The organism is Cupriavidus sp. 09_S30 (assembly GCF_056930435.1).
In genome coordinates this window covers 2058541-2076428 of record NZ_JBXOWI010000001.1, presented here as the reverse complement: position 1 = coordinate 2076428, position 17888 = coordinate 2058541, and the positions used below count along the sequence as shown (strand labels likewise).

16 protein-coding genes and 1 pseudogene are annotated in these 17888 nt (G+C 66.0%); 4 read left to right on the top strand and 13 right to left on the bottom strand.

The features are described from left to right. Positions 1–51 precede the first annotated feature (51 nt). The 3 genes and pseudogenes from acnD to prpB all read right to left on the bottom strand — a co-directional run bounded on the left by acnD (position 52) and on the right by prpB (position 4873). Positions 52–2650: pseudogene (gene acnD / locus AC1Z3O_RS09875) on the bottom strand (Fe/S-dependent 2-methylisocitrate dehydratase AcnD). 74 nt (positions 2651–2724) lie between these two features. After that, a complete protein-coding gene (gene prpC, locus AC1Z3O_RS09870; protein ID WP_483515547.1) occupies positions 2725–3879 on the bottom strand; it encodes a bifunctional 2-methylcitrate synthase/citrate synthase in 1155 nt (384 codons plus the stop codon). 85 nt (positions 3880–3964) lie between these two features. Further along, entirely contained in the window at positions 3965–4873 is a 909-nt protein-coding gene (gene prpB, locus AC1Z3O_RS09865) for a methylisocitrate lyase (RefSeq protein WP_483515546.1), read from the bottom strand. A 276-nt stretch (positions 4874–5149) separates the two neighbouring features. Here prpB and prpR point away from each other — a divergent pair, with 276 nt between their 5' ends. Next, positions 5150–7261 carry a propionate catabolism operon regulatory protein PrpR gene (gene prpR, locus AC1Z3O_RS09860; protein WP_483515545.1) on the top strand — a complete coding sequence of 704 codons (2112 nt, stop codon included), beginning with the start codon at positions 5150–5152 and terminating at the stop codon, positions 7259–7261. Positions 7262–7309: 48 nt separating this feature from the next. Here the strand turns inward: prpR and AC1Z3O_RS09855 are convergent, their stop codons facing one another. Both AC1Z3O_RS09855 and AC1Z3O_RS09850 read right to left on the bottom strand, forming a co-directional pair. Beyond that, entirely contained in the window at positions 7310–8311 is a 1002-nt protein-coding gene (locus tag AC1Z3O_RS09855) for a cysteine synthase A (RefSeq protein ID WP_483515544.1), read from the bottom strand. Positions 8312–8419: 108 nt separating this feature from the next. Further along, positions 8420–8713 (bottom strand): putative quinol monooxygenase, encoded by a 294-nt coding sequence (locus AC1Z3O_RS09850; RefSeq protein ID WP_483515543.1) that lies wholly within the window; start codon positions 8711–8713, stop codon positions 8420–8422. Positions 8714–8978: 265 nt separating this feature from the next. On the opposite strand from AC1Z3O_RS09850, the gene AC1Z3O_RS09845 reads away from it, so the two are divergent. After that, positions 8979–10226, top strand: a complete 1248-nt coding sequence (locus AC1Z3O_RS09845) for an HD-GYP domain-containing protein (RefSeq protein WP_483517565.1) — start codon at positions 8979–8981, stop codon at positions 10224–10226. A gap of 843 nt (positions 10227–11069) precedes the next feature. Continuing rightward, complete coding sequence (locus AC1Z3O_RS09840) at positions 11070–11870, top strand: transcriptional regulator (RefSeq protein WP_483515542.1); 801 nt, start codon at positions 11070–11072, stop codon at positions 11868–11870. A 74-nt stretch (positions 11871–11944) separates the two neighbouring features. On the opposite strand, the gene AC1Z3O_RS09835 is transcribed toward AC1Z3O_RS09840, so the two are convergent. From AC1Z3O_RS09835 to AC1Z3O_RS09825, 3 genes are all read right to left on the bottom strand, one after another. Continuing rightward, complete coding sequence (locus AC1Z3O_RS09835; protein ID WP_483515541.1) at positions 11945–12400, bottom strand: universal stress protein; 456 nt, start codon at positions 12398–12400, stop codon at positions 11945–11947. A gap of 173 nt (positions 12401–12573) precedes the next feature. Further along, the gene (gene phbB / locus AC1Z3O_RS09830; protein ID WP_483515540.1) at positions 12574–13362 is read right to left on the bottom strand and encodes an acetoacetyl-CoA reductase; all 789 of its coding nucleotides are present in this window, start codon (positions 13360–13362) and stop codon (positions 12574–12576) included. Beyond that, complete coding sequence (locus tag AC1Z3O_RS09825; RefSeq protein ID WP_483515539.1) at positions 13310–13849, bottom strand: hypothetical protein; 540 nt, start codon at positions 13847–13849, stop codon at positions 13310–13312. The genes phbB and AC1Z3O_RS09825 overlap by 53 nt, the downstream gene beginning before the upstream one ends. 291 nt (positions 13850–14140) lie before the next feature. Here AC1Z3O_RS09825 and AC1Z3O_RS09820 point away from each other — a divergent pair, with 291 nt between their 5' ends. Then, on the top strand, positions 14141–14578 hold the full coding sequence (locus AC1Z3O_RS09820) for a hypothetical protein (RefSeq protein WP_483515538.1): 438 nt from the start codon (positions 14141–14143) through the stop codon (positions 14576–14578). 101 nt (positions 14579–14679) lie between these two features. On the opposite strand, the gene AC1Z3O_RS09815 is transcribed toward AC1Z3O_RS09820, so the two are convergent. From AC1Z3O_RS09815 to AC1Z3O_RS09795, 5 genes are all read right to left on the bottom strand, one after another. Next, positions 14680–15162, bottom strand: a complete 483-nt coding sequence (locus AC1Z3O_RS09815) for an RES family NAD+ phosphorylase (protein ID WP_483515537.1) — start codon at positions 15160–15162, stop codon at positions 14680–14682. Further along, positions 15159–15710 (bottom strand): type II RES/Xre toxin-antitoxin system antitoxin, encoded by a 552-nt coding sequence (gene parS, locus AC1Z3O_RS09810; RefSeq protein ID WP_483515536.1) that lies wholly within the window; start codon positions 15708–15710, stop codon positions 15159–15161. Before parS ends, AC1Z3O_RS09815 begins: the two co-directional genes overlap by 4 nt. A 119-nt stretch (positions 15711–15829) precedes the next feature. Further along, the gene (locus tag AC1Z3O_RS09805) at positions 15830–16417 is read right to left on the bottom strand and encodes an NnrU family protein (protein ID WP_483515535.1); all 588 of its coding nucleotides are present in this window, start codon (positions 16415–16417) and stop codon (positions 15830–15832) included. Between the two features lie 75 nt (positions 16418–16492). Further along, positions 16493–17581 carry a helix-turn-helix domain-containing protein gene (locus tag AC1Z3O_RS09800; RefSeq protein ID WP_483515534.1) on the bottom strand — a complete coding sequence of 363 codons (1089 nt, stop codon included), beginning with the start codon at positions 17579–17581 and terminating at the stop codon, positions 16493–16495. Between the two features lie 20 nt (positions 17582–17601). Then, positions 17602–17823 carry a hypothetical protein gene (locus tag AC1Z3O_RS09795; protein ID WP_483515533.1) on the bottom strand — a complete coding sequence of 74 codons (222 nt, stop codon included), beginning with the start codon at positions 17821–17823 and terminating at the stop codon, positions 17602–17604. Between the last annotated feature and the right edge of the window lie 65 nt (positions 17824–17888).

Sequence of the window (17888 nt, the reverse complement as noted above, 5' to 3'; positions counted from 1 at the left end):
GCACCGCCCGGATAGCTTACGCCTTTACGTCGGCGATGCCCTTAAGCGCTGTTATGCCGCGGCCTTCGACGACTCGAGGAAGTCCTGCGCGAAGCGCTGCAGCACGCCGCCGGCTTCGTAGATCGAGACTTCTTCGTCGCTGTCCAGGCGGCAGGTCACCGGCACTTCCACGCGCTCGCCGTTCTTGCGGTGGATGACCAGGGTCAGGTCCGCGCGCGGCTGGCGCTCGCCGATCACGTCGTAGGCCTCGGTGCCGTCGATGCCAAGCGACAGGCGGTTCACGCCCGGCTTGAACTCCAGCGGCAGCACGCCCATGCCGATCAGGTTGGTACGGTGGATGCGCTCGAAGCCTTCGGCCACGATGGCTTCCACGCCGGCCAGGCGCACGCCCTTGGCGGCCCAGTCGCGCGAGGAGCCCTGGCCGTAGTCCGCACCGGCGATGATGATCAGCGGCTGCTTGCGGTCCATATAGGTCTCGATCGCTTCCCACATGCGCACCACCTTGCCTTCCGGCTCGACTCTCGCCAGCGAACCCTTCTTCACCTGGCCGTCGACCACCGCCATCTCGTTGATCAGGGTCGGGTTGGCGAAGGTCGCGCGCTGCGCGGTGAGGTGGTCGCCGCGGTGGGTCGCGTAGGAGTTGAAGTCCTCCTCCGGCAGGCCCATCTTGGCGAGGTACTCGCCGGCCGCGCTGTTCAGCAGGATGGCGTTGGACGGCGACAGGTGGTCGGTGGTGATGTTGTCGCCCAGCACCGCCAGCGGACGCAGGCCGCGCAGCGTGCGCTCGCCGGCCAGCGCGCCTTCCCAGTAGGGCGGACGGCGGATGTAGGTGCTCTGCGGACGCCAGTCGTACAGCGGGCTGGTCTGCGCGCTGTTGTCGACGGCGAAGCTGAACATCGGGTCGTAGACCTTGCGGAACTGCTCGGGCTTCACGCTCTTGGCCACGATGGCGTCGATTTCCTCGTCGCTCGGCCAGATGTCCTTCAGGTAGACCGGCTTGCCGTCCTTGTCCGTGCCCAGCACGTCCTGCTCGATGTCGAAGCGGATGGTGCCGGCGATGGCGTAGGCCACCACCAGCGGCGGCGAGGCCAGGAAGGCCTGCTTGGCGTAGGGGTGGATGCGGCCGTCGAAGTTGCGGTTGCCCGAGAGCACCGCGGTGGCGTACAGGTCGCGGTCGATGATTTCCTGCTGGATCTTCGGATCCAGCGCGCCCGACATGCCGTTGCAGGTGGTGCAGGCGAAGGCGACGATGCCGAAGCCGAGCTGTTCCAGATCGGGCAGCAGATTGGCCTCTTCCAGATAGAGCTCCACCGCCTTCGAGCCGGGCGCCAGCGAGCTCTTGACCCAGGGCTTGCGCGCCAGGCCGCGCGCATTGGCGTTGCGCGCCAGCAGGGCGGCGGCGATCACGTTGCGCGGGTTGCTGGTGTTGGTGCAGTCTCGTGATGGCGGCGATGATCACAGCGCCATCGGGCATCTTGCCAGGGACTTCCTCCCACTTGCCGGCGATGCCGCGTGCGGCCAGGTCGGAGGTCGGCAGGCGCTTGTGCGGGTTCGACGGGCCGGCCATATTGCGCACCACGGTCGACAGGTCGAACGTCAGCACGCGCTCGTACTCGGCGTGCTTCAGCGTGTCGGCCCACAGGCCGGCGGTCTTGGCATAGGTCTCGACCAGCTTGACCTGTTCCTCGTCGCGGCCGGTCAGGCGCAGGTAGTCGAGGGTCTGGCCGTCGATGAAGAACATCGCCGCGGTGGCACCGTACTCGGGCGCCATGTTGGAGATGGTGGCGCGGTCGCCCAGGGTCAGGCTGGATGCGCCTTCGCCGCGGAATTCGAGGTAGGCGCCGACCACCTTTTCCTTGCGCAGGAATTCGGTCAGGGCCAGCACGACGTCGGTGGCGGTGATGCCGGGCTGGCGGCGGCCGGTCAACTCGACGCCGACGATGTCGGGCAGGCGCATCCACGAGGCGCGGCCCAGCATGACGTTCTCGGCCTCCAGGCCGCCCACGCCGATGGCGATCACGCCCAGCGCGTCGACGTGCGGCGTATGGCTGTCGGTGCCGACGCAGGTGTCGGGGTAGGCCACGCCGTTGTTCGCCTGGATCACCGGCGACATCTTCTCCAGATTGATCTGGTGCATGATGCCGTTGCCCGGCGGGATCACGTCGACGTTCTTGAAGGCCAGCTTGGTCCAGTTGATGAAGTCGAAGCGGTCTTCGTTGCGCCGGTCTTCGATGGCGCGGTTCTTGGCGAAGGCATCGGGATCGAAGCCGCCGCACTCGACGGCCAGCGAGTGGTCGACGATGAGTTGCACCGGTACTACCGGGTTGACCTTGGCGGGGTCGCCGCCCTGGTCGGCGATGGCATCGCGCAGGCCGGCCAGGTCGACCAGCGCGGTCTGGCCGAGGATGTCATGGCAGACCACGCGGGCGGGGAACCAGGGGAAGTCAAGGTCGCGCTTGCGCTCGATCAGTTGCTTGAGCGAGTCGGTCAGCGTGGCCGGGTCGCAGCGGCGCACGAGGTTCTCGGCCAGCACGCGCGACGTGTAGGGCAGTTTGTCGTAGGCACCCGGCTGGATTGCCTCGACCGCGGCGCGCGCGTCGAAGTAGTCCAGCTTGGTGCCCGGCAGAGGTTTGCGGTTTGCTGTGTTCATGGCGTGGGGAGAATAGAGTGCAAAGCCCGGAAAATGGGGCCGGCGGGGCTTGTGCCGGCCGGCCCCGCGGCCGGTCAGCGCTTCTCGATCGGCACGAATTTCAGATTATCCGGCCCGGTGTAGTTGGCGCTGGGGCGGATGATCTTGTTGTCGATGCGCTGCTCGATGATGTGCGCGGCCCAGCCCGAGGTGCGCGCGATGACGAACAGCGGGGTGAACATGGCAGTGGGCACGCCCATCATGTGGTAGCTGACCGCGCTGAACCAGTCCAGGTTGGGGAACATCTTCTTGATGTCCGCCATCACCGTTTCCAGGCGCTCGGCGATGTCGAACATCTTCATCGAGCCGGCGTCCTTGGACAGATTGCGTGCCACTTCCTTGATCACCTTGTTGCGCGGGTCGCTGATGGTGTACACGGGGTGGCCGAAGCCGATCACCACTTCCTTGTTCTCGACGCGGCGCGTGATGTCGGCCTGGGCCTCATCGGGGGTGTCGTAGCGCTTCTGGATCTCGAAGGCCACCTCGTTGGCGCCGCCGTGCTTGGGGCCGCGCAGCGCGCCGATGGCGCCGCAGATGGACGAGTACATGTCCGAGCCGGTGCCGGCGATGACGCGGCCGGCGAAGGTCGAGGCGTTGAACTCGTGCTCCGCGTACAGGATCAGCGAGGTGTGCATGGCACGCTCCCACAGCGCCGACGGCTTCTCGCCGTGCAGCAGGTGCAGGAAGTGCGCGCCGATGGACTCGTCGTCGGTCTCGACCTCGATGCGCCGTCCGTTGTGGCTGTAGTGGTACCAGTACAGCAGCATCGAGCCGAGGCAGGCCATCAGGCGGTCGGCGATGTCGCGCGCGTCGGGGGTGTTGTGGTCATCCTTCTCGGGCAGCACGGTGCCCAGCACCGACACGCCGGTGCGCATCACGTCCATCGGGTGGGCGCTGGCGGGCACCCACTCCAGGGCGGCCTTGACGTTGGCGGGCAGGCCGCGCAGGGCCTTGAGCTTGGCCTTGTAGGCGCGCAGCTCGGCCACGGTGGGCAGCTTGCCGTGCACCAGCAGGTGGGCGATCTCCTCGAATTCGCAGGCGTCGGCGATGTCGAGGATGTCGTAGCCGCGGTAGTGCAGGTCGTTGCCGCTGCGGCCGACCGTGCACAGCGCGGTGTTGCCGGCGGTCACGCCGGACAGGGCCACGGATTTCTTGGGCTTCGGAGCGACTTGCGGTTGCGCTTCGGACATATTGGGTCTCCTTGTTTTCCTGGTGCGGGAATCGGGCCCGCCACGCGGGCCCGGCAATGGGGTGCGGTATTAGGGTGCGGAAAGCTTATTTGGACTTGCCTTGTGCGAACAGCGCGTCGAGCTTCTGCTCGAAGGCATGGTAGCCGATGCTCTCATACAGTTCGGCGCGCGTCTGCATGGTATCGACCACGTTCTTCTGGGTGCCGTCGCGGCGGATCGCCAGGAACACATTCTCGGCCGCCTTGTTCATGGCACGGAAGGCCGACAGCGGGTAGAGCGCCATGGCGATGCCGACGCCGCGCAGGTCTTCCGTGGTGAACAGCGGCGTGGCGCCGAACTCGGTCAGGTTGGCCAGCACCGGCACCTTCACCGCGTCGACGAACTTGCGGTACATGCTGAGCTCAGTCATGGCTTCGGGGAAGATGGCGTCGGCGCCGGCTTCCACGCAGGCGACCGCGCGCTCGATGGCCTTGTCCAGGCCCTCGACGGCGAGCGCGTCGGTACGTGCCATGATGACGAAGTTCGGGTCGGTGCGGGCATCGACCGCCGCCTTGATGCGGTCGACCATCTCGCCCTGGCTGACGATTTCCTTGTTCGGGCGGTGGCCGCAGCGCTTGGCGCCGACCTGGTCTTCGATGTGCATGGCGCCAGCGCCGGCCTTGATCAGCGAGCGGGTGGTGCGGGCCACGTTGAAGGCCGACGAGCCGAAGCCGGTGTCCACGTCGACCAGCAGCGGCGTGTCGCACACGTCGGTGATGCGGCGCACGTCGGTCAGCACGTCGTCCAGGCCGGAGATGCCGAGGTCGGGCAAACCCAGCGAACCCGCGGCCACGCCGCCGCCCGACAGGTAGATGGCGCGATAGCCTGCGCGCTTGGCCAGCAGCGCATGGTTCGCGTTGATGGTGCCGACGATCTGCAGCGGCTGTTCGTCCGCCAGGGCCTGGCGGAAGCGGGCGCCGGCGGAGCGGGCCAGTTCGGAAGCGGTGAAGGTCATGGGACTGTAGCCTAGTGGGACAAAACATCCCGGTAGCGCAAGGCCTGTGCCAGCCTTGCCCGCCGTGCCGGGGTGTCGCCTGCCAGCCCTTGCCGGGACTGGGCTGGCGGGCTTGGCGCGGGCACCGGGCAGGGCATCCGGCAGCCGCCGATACCCGTCATTGCATTTCAAGGATGGAAATATGGATTTCAATATTGAAATGCCGGGGAGGGCGGTGCACAATGCGGGAAAGTCGCAGCCCTTCGGCACGCCCTTCGTAACGCCTTTCGTCACACCATGAGCAGTATTCCTCCCTCGACCGCCCGCCCGCGCATCTGGGCCATCGGCATCAGCCGACTCTCGCGCGCCTTCGCCGACCTCATCCCCGCCTATGCCGGCCGTGCCGAATTCCGCATCGTGGGCAAGGGCTACGAGGCCGCCGCCAGCGCCATCGCACGGGAGGCCCGTGAAGGCCGGCTCGACGCGGTGGTGGCGGGTGGCTCCAACGGCGCCTACCTGCGCCAGCACGTCGATGTTCCCGTCGTGCTGGTGAAGGTGACGGGCTTCGATGTGATGAGTGCGCTGGCCACGGCCCGCCGCATCTCGCCGAAGGTGGCGCTGGTGACGCACGCTTCCACCTATGCCGAGGTGGACGAGTTCGTGCGCGCTTTTTCGCTGTCGATCCCGGCCTACACCTACCTGACCGAGGATGACGCCACGGCGCGCGTCAAGGCGCTGCGCCAGGAGGGGGTGAAGGTGGTGGTCGGGCCCGGGCTGGTCACCGACCTGGCCGACAAGCACGGGCTGGTCGGCGTGTTCCTGTATTCGGGGGTGTCGGTGCGCGCGGCGCTGGAAGATGCCATCGAGGCCGCGCGGCTGCGCCGCATCGAGGCGGCGCGGCGCGACTACGTCAACACCATCCTGGCGCACCTGAACGAGGGCGTGGCTGCGGTCGATGTCGAGGGTCGCGTCCAGGCCTTCAACCCGGCGATGGAGCGTTTTCTCGGCACGCCCGCGGCCAGCGCGGTGGGCCGCAAGCTGCAACTGCTGGCGCCGGGCCTGTCGCTGGACGGCGTGATGCACAGCGGAGAAAAGGAGCTGGAGGCGATCCACAAGCTCGGCGACAAGATGGTGGTGGTCAATCGCATCCCGATTTCCGGCGAGGCCGGCGTGGCCGGCGCGGTGCTGACCATCCAGGATGCGAACGCGATCCACCGTGTCGACCGCAACTTGCGCTCGCGCAACCGCACGCGGCCGGCCGGTGTGCGCTACAGCCTGGATGACCTGGCCGGCGCCTCGCCGGTCATGCAGAACCTGCGTGAGCTGGCGCGCCGCTATGCTTGCGTCGACTCCACCGTGCTGATCGGCGGCGAGAGCGGTACCGGCAAGGAGGTGCTGGCCCAAGGCATGCACGATGCCAGCCCGCGCCGGGCCTTTCCCTTCGTCGCGGTCAATTGCGCAGCCTTTCCGGAGACCCTGCTGGAGAGCGAACTGTTCGGCTACGAGGAAGGCGCCTTCACCGGCGCCAGGCGTGGCGGCAAAGCCGGCCTGTTCGAATCGGCCCACAACGGCACGCTCTTCCTCGACGAGGTCGGCGATATGCCGCCCGCGTTGCAGACGCGCCTGCTGCGCGTGCTCCAGGAAAAGCAGGTGCTGCCGATCGGCGGACTGGAGCCGGTGCCCGTCAATGTGCGTGTCATCGCGGCCACCCACCGCGACCTGGCGGCGCTGGTCCGCGCAGGCGGCTTCCGGCAGGACCTGTACTATCGCCTCAACATCCTGCGCATCGAGATGCCGCCGCTGCGCGGGCGCGCCGGCGACCTGTCGGATCTGGCAGAAATGCTGTACCGGCGCGCGCAGGAGCGCCTGGGCGTGGACCAGCCGCTTGCCTTGCCGGCGCCCGTGCGCGCGCGCCTGGCCAGCTACGCCTGGCCGGGCAATATCCGCGAGCTGGAGAACGTGACGGAGCGGATTGCCGTGCTGGTCGGCGGGCGCCGGATGGGGCCTGCCGAGCTGCTGCACGAACTGGAGGGTGCGGCCCCCGAACTGTTCGCACAGGATGGGCAGCCGGGCGGGCAGCGCGCTACCGGATTCGCGCCTGCCGCGCGAATGGTCGGAAGCCCGGCGCAGATTGCCTTATCGCCTGCCGACGAGCCGGCCGCGCCGCAGTCGCTGGCCGGCGTGTCGCGCGCGAGCCAGGCGGAGCATATCCGCCAGGTGTTGGCAAGCTGTGGGGGCAACCGCGCTCAGGCCTGCCACCTGCTCGGCATCAGTCCGACCACCTTGTGGCGCCGGCTGAAGGCGGCGGACGCCCAGGCAGGCGAAGGCGGGCCGCAGCCATCGACGCTGTCCGCGCCTGCGGCGCGCGGGCCGGACGACATGCGTGAGACGGCGCCCGAGGACGCCTGAAGCCACCTGACCACCCCTGCGAACGCCGGCGCGCCCCAAGGCGGGACGTCAGCATTCTTCGTCGGGCTGGCCGCGCTCGGGCGGCGCCAGCCCCTTCTCGGCCAGCCAGTCGGCGTTGAACAGCCGGCCGAGGTACAGGTCGCCGCGGTCGCACAGCAGCGTCACGATGGTGTGGCCGGGCCCCATCTCGCGCGCCAGCGCTACGGCCGCCCCGACGTTGATGCCGGACGAGCCGCCGACGAACAAACCCTCCTCGTGCAGCAGCCGGTAGACCATCTCGACGCAGGTCCGGTCGTCGACCTGTATTGCATCGTCGATGGGCGTGCCCTCAAGGTTGGCCGTGACGCGGCTGGAGCCGATGCCTTCGGTGATCGAATTGCCCTCGACCTTGATCTGGTGGTGCTTGACGAAGTGGTAGAGCCCACTGCCGTGGGGGTCTGCCAGTACGGTGCGCACGTGCGGGCTGCGCTCTTTCAGGTAGCGCGCCACGCCGGCCAGCGTGCCACCGGTGCCGGTGGCGCAGACGAAGGCGTGAAGGTGGCCGGCGGTGGCCTGCCAGATCTCCGGACCGGTGGTTTCGTAGTGGGCCTGCCGGTTGGCCAGATTGTCGAACTGGTTGGCCCAGATGGCATTCTCGGTCTGCGCGGCCAGGCGTCCGGCAATCTTCTGGTAGTTGTCGGGATCCGCATAGGGCTTGGCCGGCACGGGCCGGACCTCGGCGCCGAGCAGCCGCAGCCGCTCCATCTTCTCCGGCGACTGGGTATCGGGGATCACGACCACGCAGCGGTAGCCGCGCGCGGCGCAGATATGGGCCAGGCCAATGCCGGTATTGCCCGCCGTGCCTTCGATGACGGTGCCGCCCGGCCTTAGCACGCCGCGGTGTTCGGCGTCGCGGATGATATAGAGCGCGGCACGGTCCTTGACCGAACCGCCCGGATTGAGGAATTCGGCCTTGCCGAGGATCTCGCAGCCGGTTTCCGCGCTCAGGCTCGCCAGCCGGATCAGCGGCGTATTGCCGATGGTGCCGACGAAGCCATCCCTGACACTCATGATGCACTCCTGGCGCGCCTGATGCGCGTACCTCAGTGAGTGATATAGGCGGCTGGCCGGGCAAAGACAAGCGCCTGCGGCGCCAGGGGGGATGCGGGAGGCTCGGCCTCAGGCGGCCTGCAGCCAGCGGAAATTGATCTCGCCTTCCAGGTAGTCGTTGCGCATGGCGTGGAAGTCACGCACATACTCGCTGTTCAGGTGGGATTCGAGCGCACGCTTGGAATCCCAGACCATGTAGAGCACGAACACCTCGCGGTCCTCGGCATCCTGGCCGACGTGGTAGCGCAGGCAGCCCGGCTCGTTGGCGCCGCGCGTACGCATTGCAGTGAGCTTGTCGATCAGCCGGTCACGGCGGTTGGTCTTGGCACGAGCGATACCGACGAGCGTATACGTTTCGGACATGGTGGACCAGCGTGCTTATGCAAACTCAGGGCGCGCCATTGTAGCGCTGCCGCGGCGCGCCGTCGCGAATGCCCGAGACCGGCGGGCGGAAATTGCCGGCCGCCTTGACAAGCCGGCCGGCCAGGGTTCCCGGGAGGGCGGGGGCTCAGTCGACAGTGATGCCTGCCTGCTTTCCAGCCGCGCGACGCCGCTAAAGTCGGCGCGCGCGCGTCCGATATCCGAAACCGGCACACTGAAACAATGGCTCAGCCATGGGGGAGAGCGCATGCTGAAGCGGATCGGGGCGGAACAATTGCGGATCGGGATGTTTGTCGCCAGGCTGGGCGGTCCTTGGCTCAATCATCCGTTCTGGCGCTCGCGCTTCCTGATCACGGAGGAAGATCAGATCCGGCAGATCGTCGAGGCGCGCGTGGGTGAGGTCTGGATCGATATCCTCAAGGGCCGCAACGTCGCGATGCCCGAAACATCGCAGCCGCAGCCCGCTGCGCCGACCGCCGCGGAGGTGCGCCAGTCGGTGCCCCTGGAAACGGAGCTGGTCCTTGCACGCGAGGTCCTGGCCAACGGCAGATCGGTGGTGGGATCGATGTTCTCCGCGGCCCGCATGGGCAAGGCACTGGATATGGGGGGCGCGCTGCTGCTGGTGGATTCGGCGTCCAGCTCGCTGTCTCGCCATGCCCAGGCCTTGATCGCGCTCGCCAGGCTCAAGACCCGGCAGGACTACACCTACCTGCACGCCTTTGCTGTCTGCGCACTGATGATCGCCACCGGCCGCGTGCTCGGGCTGCCGGATGCAGAGGTGCGCCAGCTTGGACTGGGCGGCCTGGTGCACGATATCGGCAAGGTTGCCATTCCCGACGCCGTGCTGAACAAAGCCGCCGCAATGACGACGGCCGAAGCGGAGGCGATGCGGCGCCATCCGTCGGCCGGGTACCGCATCCTCAACGAGGCGCGGCTCTATACGCATATTCCGCTCGATGTCTGCATGCATCACCACGAGCGCATCGACGGGCGCGGCTATCCCTTCGGCCTGGCGGGGCATGAGATCAGCCTCCACGCCAAGATTGCTGCCGTGTGCGACACCTATGATTCCCTGACCTCCAACCACCCGGGTCATCAGGCGTGGTCGCCGGCGCGCGCCATGGAGTACATCGCCGTGCGGGTGGACACCCTGTTCGACCGCACGGTCTTCCAGGCGTTTTCGCGGTCGCTCGGGATCTATCCGCTCGGCACGGTGCTGCGGCTGCGCTCGAACCGCCTCGCGGTGGTGTGCGAGCAGAATCCCGAGGCGCCGCTGCAGCCGGGCGCCATCGCCTTCCACTCGATCGCCGACGCCGCGCCGGTCGTTCCGGTGCGTGTCGACCTCGACGAGGAAAACGACAGCGTGGTGGCCTTCGAGAACGCACGCGACTGGGGCTATTCGGATGAACAGCTTCTGGCGCTGTGCGCCGATTCGAATCCCGCCGCCGGCGGCGCGCTGTCTTTCGACCCGGGCGAGGCCGCCGCGCAAGGCTAGGGGCGCGGCCCTGCGACCGGAGGCCAGCGGCGCCGCTCGCGGGGCTTGCCCGTCTAGGCATTGATCGCATTGGTCGGAGTCAGGACGCAGCAATGTGCTGCGTTTCTCATAATCCGTGCAATGGGATAACCCCATTTGAACCTTCCCTACCAAAGCGTGGCACCCACTGAAGCGGGGTAACGTCGACTCGCCCTCCCATTCAATAATCCACTCCAGCAAGCGTTGACCCCTTGCTACTTCCCGGTAGGGTGTAGGCACTCCCCGCGCCTACACCCTCTTTTTCTTGGTGGCGGTATTGGTGTCGGCAACGGCGCCGGTAATGATCGCTCCAGCAGACAATACCGGGAGCCCCTGCCAAACGATGGGAAAGGGGATTACTCAAGAAATTCCCTCCGGCTGTTTATCCTACGCCAGAGGAAAACGCTCACCGATGCTGTTCCCCCAAAAGAGGGGAGCGATGGAATGATTTCTCGCGGAGAATCATCGGCCGGCGAGCAAGTGTGTCGCGCAAGCGCTATCAGCCGATTCGGATTCTGGCCAGGTCAATGCGGCTGCCGGAGGCCGCGGGACCAGGTTTCCGTGGGATCCACTGATCCGGCTTGACAGGCTCCACGCTGTTCTCAGCGCGGGCGAAGGAACATCGGGCCTGGCCAAGCGCTGCCCCGCCAAGGCGCGGGCGGATGGCGCGGACATTGGGATTGCCGGTGTATTGCTGCTCCTCGTTGTCGTCTTTCTACCGATAGTTGTACCGATGCATTTGCGGGTCTCTCACCGCCCGCGATACGGCTTGTGGCAAACCACCTCGATGCGTGGGCATCTCATATTCCACCAAGCGGTAAAGGTATGGAAATAGAACAAAAAACAATATTTACAGGTGAGCAGCTGGATACGTATTTCGCCTCTTACATCGGAATGGAGGGCGGAAATCCCGCATCGGCAGTGTGGTTTTGCGACAATTCTCCGCATCCCTGGAGGGAATCGCTTCTGGCGCCGCTGGCGCCGCAGCGGCATCCCCGTTCATGGGATAAAGCCTTTCGCCAGGCAAATCGCGAAGCGATGGGCCGCTGGCAATCGCATCAGAAGGTGGCACGCATCATGGCGGCCGCCTGCGCCGAAACCTGCGGGCATTCGCTGGCACACTGCGACTGGCAGGACTATTACGCAAATCATTTGTACGCGCCGGGCGGTGCGGAATTCAAGATGAGCCTGTTTCCGCTGCCAGCGCATATGATCGGCGACATGCCCTGGTCAAAGGCATTGCGCGGCCAGCCGCAGCTGGTACCCAAGCAGAACTACCTGGAGCGTTGCCGAAATGGGCCGCGCTTCCGCTTCATCGCCCATATCCGGAAGTACTGGAAGCCGAAGCTCGTCGTCTGCCTGGGCGAGCGCCACAGTGAGGACTATATCCGGGCCTTCGGCCTGGAACGGGCAAGGGCCCGGGAATACGTGCTGCAACCGGCCGACCTGCCCAAGACGCTGCAACTGCTGGAAACGGACGATACGACCTGGGTCATCTGCCCGGCACTGGCAGGCGCCAGCGGCCTGACCTCGGACGTGCTGCTCGAGGCGATGGGACGTTACCTGGCGCGCTGGCTGGAGCCGGAGGACTTCCCGCACGGACGGGCGCAGTCCGCCCCGCAGTAGGCAGCGCCGTCCCCGCCGCGGCCCCTGCGGTCAGGCGGGGGAGTGCGGGGTGCCAAGGCGCCCCGCGATGGGGATCAGTCCTTGGCCTCGCTGCGGATCAGCAGCACGGGCTTGTTGCTCTTGTGAATCACGCCCTCCGCCACGCTGCCCATGACCAGGCGCTTCACGCCGCGCCGGCCGTGGGTGCCCAGCACGAGCAGGTCGGCATTCCAGCGATCGGCCTCGGCCATGATGGTGTCGGAAATCAGGCCGGGCCCGACCGGCTTGTCGATCAGCTTGGTCGTGTGGCGCACGCCTTCGGCGGCAAGGCGCGATGCAGCCGCGGAGAGCGCCTCGTTACCGGCCGCCATGATGCTCTCAATGATCTTGGACGGATCGAAATAGCCGACGCTGAAGAACAGGTCGCTGTTGTCGGCGATGAAGACGGCTTCCACCTCCGCGCCGGTGGCTTTGGCGACCGCGATGGCCTGGCTCAGGGCCAGATCGGAAGAACGGCTGCCGTCGATGGCGAGCAGGATGCGCTGGTACATGGCGTGTCTCCGGGAAGCGATAGGTAAGGGGATGGGGGAACCGGGCGACCGTGCGCCCGGGCCGGAAGGTGAAAGTGCTTCCAGCCTATGTGATTGCGCGGCCGCCGCCTTGATTCGGATCAAGGCCCTTCAAGACGGCGGGCGCCCGGTGCCGCGCGGGCGGCATGCGCTGCTTACTGCATGTGCTGGCCGCCATTGATCGCGATATTCGCCCCGGTGACGAATGCGGCGTCGTTCGAGCACAGATAGGCGATCAGTGCGGCCACTTCGTCCGGCCGGCCCAGGCGTCCGACCGGTATCTGCGGCAGGATCTTGGTCTGGAGGATGTCGGCCGGCACATCGGTGACCATCTTCGTGGCCAGGTAGCCGGGCGAAACCGTGTTGACGGTGACTCCCTTGCTCGCGAGTTCCAGCGCCAGTGCCTTGGTGAAACCGTGCATCCCGGCCTTCGCCGCCGCATAGTTGGCCTGGCCGAAGGCGCCCTTGGAGCCGTTGACCGAGGAAATATTGATGATCCGTCCCCAGCCGCGCGCGCTCATGCTTTCGGCGAAGGGCTTGGTCATATTGAAGACCGAGTCCAGGTCGGTGCGCAGCACCTCGTCCCAATCGTGCTTTTCCATCCGCTTGAAGGTGCGGTCGCGCGTGATGCCGGCATTGTTGATCAGGATGTCGACCGGGCCGACCTGATCCACGATCCGCGCCGCGCAGTGCTGGCAAGAGTCGAAGTCAGCCACGTCGACGCCGAAGGCAGCGAACTCGCGGCCCTGGGCCCGCTGCCCGTCCAACCAGGCCTGCACGTGGTCGTTGCCCGGTGAATGTGTGACCGCGACGCGATGGCCCGCCGCGTGCAGGCGTGCGGCGATTGCCTCGCCCAGTCCGCCCATGCCTCCCGTGACAAGGGCAATGCGCTCATTCGCCACGCCGGGTCCTCCCTCGCTCGGTAGACTGCGCAGCAGACGCATCGTGCGTGCCGGCCGCCTTGGCGCCGCCGCCCATCGGTGCCAGGAAGGCATTGGCCAGCACCGAGTTGAACTGGCCGAAGCGATCGAAGAGTTCCTGCATCGAGGGCGGCGTCACACCCTGCACGCCGGCGCCGCTTGCCGCGGCATTGCCCTGCAGCTTCTGCCAAGTCTCGCCTGCCTCGCGCATCTGCTCCGCAAGCGCCGTCTGGTTGTGGCTCGCCATCGCGGTGCAGGCTTCGCACAGGCGGGTGTACTGCTCGGTCTGCTGGCGCAGCAGCGCGGCCGGCAAGGCTGCCAGGTCGACCATGCTGCTGGCATGGGCCACCTCGCTGAAGATCTCCTTGGTGCCGGCAACGGCCTGGTCGACCGCCTTGAGCTGCATCGACAACAAGCGCTGCTGGCGCTCGAGCATCAACATGGTGCCGCGCAGCGCGGCTTCCATGCCGGCGCGGAATACTTCCAGGGGGATGTCGTTGGGATTTGCCATGGAATGCCTCCTTGTTTGCGGGGGGCCGGCCGGTCGTGCCGCGGCGCCACGCGTACCGGCAAGGCCGGGGACGGGCACCGCTGCGATGGCGCGGGCAATGCGATGTAGGAATGAATCATTCTAGGCACTGGCTGCCGCAATGGCTTGATGCGGGTCAAGTTCGAGGCCGCCGGCGGGCAGGAATCAGCGCCTGATCGAGCGTTTGATCGGGCGTCTGTGCGGCAGCGCACAGAAGAGGGCGCCGAACCGGCGCAGATTGAGCGGCGTACAAGGTCCCTCGCGGAGACCCCAATGCGCGCCCACCTTTCCGTCCCGCTCCTCGTCGCGGCATGCCTGGCCGCCGGCTGCAACACGGCGCCGATTCCGCCTGGCAAGCCAGTCGATATTCCCACGGCTTTGGCGCAGGTGGCCGAAGGCCTGTGCGTGTTCAAGCGGGATCTGGCGGAGAAGAAGCAATACCAGGGCATTGCGCTTGATTCGATCACCGTGGAGCTTGAATTGACCGTCGACGGTGCCAGGAACCCACCGGTAGCCGTTGCGCCGGACATCCAGTTCATGCCGACCGTTTCCTACGGGCAAACCATCACGACGACCAAGGGAAGCAGGCTTCGCTTGACGCTGAAGAACGCCGGTGCGCCAGGCGCGCTGGCCATCAGTGGATGCGACACCTCCAGATCGACCAGTCAGCCGGCAAATCCAGCGAGCAGTACACGGCCCCCCGCCCAGTGAGTCAGCGAGGAAGAGCCGTATGACCTTCCCGCGACACCTCAGTGTGCAACAGGGCGATCAAGCCCCGATGCCAAGCGCAAGAGCAGTAGCCCTCGCCGTGTTCAGGTCGCGGAGAAGCGGGTGTCGTACAGCCAGCGCCGGACCTTGGTCCACTTCAAGGCTGCGGCATCCGGGTGGGTGGGGTTGACGAGGACATTGCATTCCTCGGGGACGACGATGGACGGTACCAAGAGCAATGCCGAGGTGCCGGAGGCCAACCACGCCTCTCCCGCGTCGAGGCTGGCCTTGCCTGCAGGGACCGCGTCCCAGCCCACCGGCGCCGAGGCCGCCGAATAATACCGCTGCGCGGCCTCCCAGACGTCCTCCGGAATGTCGAGTCGCACCAGGTAGCGATTCAGCGGCAGGCCGCCAGCGCCGAGGTGCACCAGGGTCTCGAGGCAGGCAAGGGCGATGGTCGAGGCCGCATAGACCACCGGCGTGCCTTTCCGATTCCATCGCCCCCCGGTAATCTTGGCGCCGGAACCACTGGCATCGTCCGCCGCATAGGTCGGCGTGTCCGTCCCTATGCGCCAAGCCGTCCTCACACGTAGGCTCCGCTTTCCATCTTGGCAACCAACTCGGCGACGACCTGCTGCCCGGCGACCGTGTCCATCAAGTCCGCCGGCCGCTGCCCGCCGAGGGCCGGCGCGGGCTGCGACAGCCAATGCGCGACCCATTGCGCGGCGTTGAATCCGGCCGGATCTCCAGACCGCTCGACGAGCGCCTGCACCTGGCCGACCAGCTTGGCCATGCCGATGACGCGCTCGCTTTGCTCGCTGGACAGATTCTCGTCGGCCTTCGCCTTGCGATCGACTGTGGCGCGCGGCAACTGCAGCGTGCGCATCAGCGTCTCTTTCGTCAGGCCCATGCGGTCGGCGAGCACCGCGATGGCGGCGGCCGGCACTCCCTTGCGAATCAGCGTGATCACCCGCAGCGTGCCGGCGGTCGACTGCGACTCCTCATAGAAGCCGCGAAAATCCTGGATGCCGTGGATCTCGTGCCGCTTCGCTGAGCGCCCGCCGGTGTGGTCCGGACGCTCCGCGCGGGGCCGGGCGGGCACGCGGCTCGGCTTCGCATCGGTGGTGGCTTGCATCGAAGTCTCCCATTTGAGGATTCAGTATAGCTCATATGGGCTTCGCTGGCCGGCCTGCTTGCCTGGGCGGCCAGGGCGATCGAAGCGGGTTCCGATCGACCGGCCTCGCGGTATTCGACTCAGCTTCCCCACATAAGAACCGGCACACCGGCCAGCCACGTGTGAAACTGAAATGCAATCAGCGCCCAGCTCGCGATTCCGATAACGACAACGGCGGCATCGCGCCCGAGCGTCCCGGCCGGATAGCGCGTGCCCGCCACCCGGTCGCGCCGGCGCGCCGACGCGAAATCCGTGATCGACCAGATCAGGAAGCTCCCGAACAACAGGACCGCAGGCAGGGTGCCATTGGCGAGCAAGTGAGCCAATGCCCATAGTTGGGTGCCCGCGACCATCGGATGCCCGAGTGTGGCCTTGAAGCGGTTGCCCGGCACATACGCTGCCGCGATGAGAATAAAGGCCGGGATGTTGATCAGCGCCGCGATAGGGCGCGTCCAGGCTGGCGGCGTCCACAAGATCATCGGCTGCCCGCGGGCCAGCCCGTAGCCCCAGACGATGAGTGCCACGCCAAGAATCGAAAGCAGGGAGTACAAGCCTTTCCAGCCGTTCTGGCCCAGGCGTGCAATCAGCGCAGTACGCCATGGTTCCGCGATGATGCGAATGGAGTGCACGGCCAGAAAGATCAACAACCCTAGGATGAGGACTTTCATGTAGACGCTCGCTATGTCAACGGATTGCGACGAGACTGCAAAAGAGCTAACGATCCAAGCTGTTCAGCACTGCCTCTATGTGATGAAGCGCCCCTGTTTTGTCTGTGCGTGCTGGAGCAACGGTGCGAACGCGTGCAATTCTCGTGGCGCGATGTCGAAGGCGCGACGGAATGCACGTGTAAAGCTCGATGCATCATTGAAACCCAGCCCCGAGGCAATGTCCTTTACCTCCATATGCGGAAAGCGCACAAGCTCATCTGCCGCCGCTCGCAGCCTGCGGTTGCGGATATAAGCGGCCAGTCCACCTTCATGGTCAAACATGCGGTACACGCTGGCGCGTGAGAGATGCAGCGATGCCAATACGCTGTCAGGCGACAGATTCGGATCATGCAGATTTGTCTCGACATGCCGCCGCACTTGCCCGTAGACAGCAGCGCGTACCGCTGCGCGAGTATTGCCGGCAAGACCCGCTTGACGGCTGAATGCTGCAACGATCAGCTCTACCGCGGTGAGAAAGGACTGGTGCGCTGCCTCCTTGCTCAGTCCGACGATTCGTTGCCTTAGCGCCACCACATGCTCAATCAGTATGCGCGTCAGAGGGGTGGTGGCGTGAATCCAGCGGCCATGCAGCGAGGCAGCATCAGGGAATGCCCTTTCCGCCAGAGCGCGCGGTACAAAAAGGAGAAGTATCCGACCTTGAAAACTCCGGACTGTGCACGGCTGATCCATGTCCAGCGCGAGGATACTCGGCACTTTCGGTATGGGCTGCGCGTCGGACCGCGGCTTGCCGCCCAGGAACTGCGCCGGTGGCCCTTCAAGGAATACGCTGAACGTGATGTCGCGAACGCTCTCGGTCGAAACCCGACCCAGTGATCGCACGGCCAGGCACGGCCCGGTGCGAAAGTCGAAGATACTTAGATCGTCGATCGTGTAACGGGACAGCGATGCATCGAACGTATCCTCAGCCTGCTTTGAAGAAGGCCGCATGTCGTAGACGGGACTCATACGCTCCTGCCAGGCCAGGAAGCTTTGACGCGCGTCGCCCTGAACGCTGAAATTGCTGTGCGCGATGCCGGGCGCGAGCGTCGGCGGCTGCAGCGGCAACAACAAGCGGCCTAGCGGTATCGCAGTGTGTAGTCCGTCATCATTCAATGCAGTGCTCATCGCTGATTTTCGCCCAGTTTTCATCCGTCCCGCGCGGCTGAATTCCATACTGAGCCGATGTCCCGCACGGAATGCGCTAATGCCGCATGCCCGAGCATACCAGTACGTGCTTTTCCGGAGCGCAGTTTATTGTCGACGATCGCATTTTGATCCACTTCCGATAGCCGGCCGTAGATCGTGTAGGGCAGGGCAGCGCCAATCGACCACGGCACGATCCTGCCCGTCCGGGTAATGATAGACATCGATATAGCGACCGGCGAGCTTTCGATGCTCGGGTGACTATTCTGGGAAACTCTGGCAAAGCGCG

Coding starts and splice junctions, on each gene's coding strand:
- prpC (WP_483515547.1), bottom strand. CDS start 3,879: ATGTCCGAAGCGCAACCGCAAGTCGCTCCGAAGCCCAAGAAATCCGTG.
- prpB (WP_483515546.1), bottom strand. CDS start 4,873: ATGACCTTCACCGCTTCCGAACTGGCCCGCTCCGCCGGCGCCCGCTTC.
- prpR (WP_483515545.1), top strand. CDS start 5,150: ATGAGCAGTATTCCTCCCTCGACCGCCCGCCCGCGCATCTGGGCCATC.
- AC1Z3O_RS09855 (WP_483515544.1), bottom strand. CDS start 8,311: ATGAGTGTCAGGGATGGCTTCGTCGGCACCATCGGCAATACGCCGCTG.
- AC1Z3O_RS09850 (WP_483515543.1), bottom strand. CDS start 8,713: ATGTCCGAAACGTATACGCTCGTCGGTATCGCTCGTGCCAAGACCAAC.
- AC1Z3O_RS09845 (WP_483517565.1), top strand. CDS start 8,979: ATGCTGAAGCGGATCGGGGCGGAACAATTGCGGATCGGGATGTTTGTC.
- AC1Z3O_RS09840 (WP_483515542.1), top strand. CDS start 11,070: ATGGAAATAGAACAAAAAACAATATTTACAGGTGAGCAGCTGGATACG.
- AC1Z3O_RS09835 (WP_483515541.1), bottom strand. CDS start 12,400: ATGTACCAGCGCATCCTGCTCGCCATCGACGGCAGCCGTTCTTCCGAT.
- phbB (WP_483515540.1), bottom strand. CDS start 13,362: ATGCGTCTGCTGCGCAGTCTACCGAGCGAGGGAGGACCCGGCGTGGCG.
- AC1Z3O_RS09825 (WP_483515539.1), bottom strand. CDS start 13,849: ATGGCAAATCCCAACGACATCCCCCTGGAAGTATTCCGCGCCGGCATG.
- AC1Z3O_RS09820 (WP_483515538.1), top strand. CDS start 14,141: ATGCGCGCCCACCTTTCCGTCCCGCTCCTCGTCGCGGCATGCCTGGCC.
- parS (WP_483515536.1), bottom strand. CDS start 15,710: ATGCAAGCCACCACCGATGCGAAGCCGAGCCGCGTGCCCGCCCGGCCC.
- AC1Z3O_RS09805 (WP_483515535.1), bottom strand. CDS start 16,417: ATGAAAGTCCTCATCCTAGGGTTGTTGATCTTTCTGGCCGTGCACTCC.
- AC1Z3O_RS09800 (WP_483515534.1), bottom strand. CDS start 17,581: ATGAGCACTGCATTGAATGATGACGGACTACACACTGCGATACCGCTA.
- AC1Z3O_RS09795 (WP_483515533.1), bottom strand. CDS start 17,823: ATGTCTATCATTACCCGGACGGGCAGGATCGTGCCGTGGTCGATTGGC.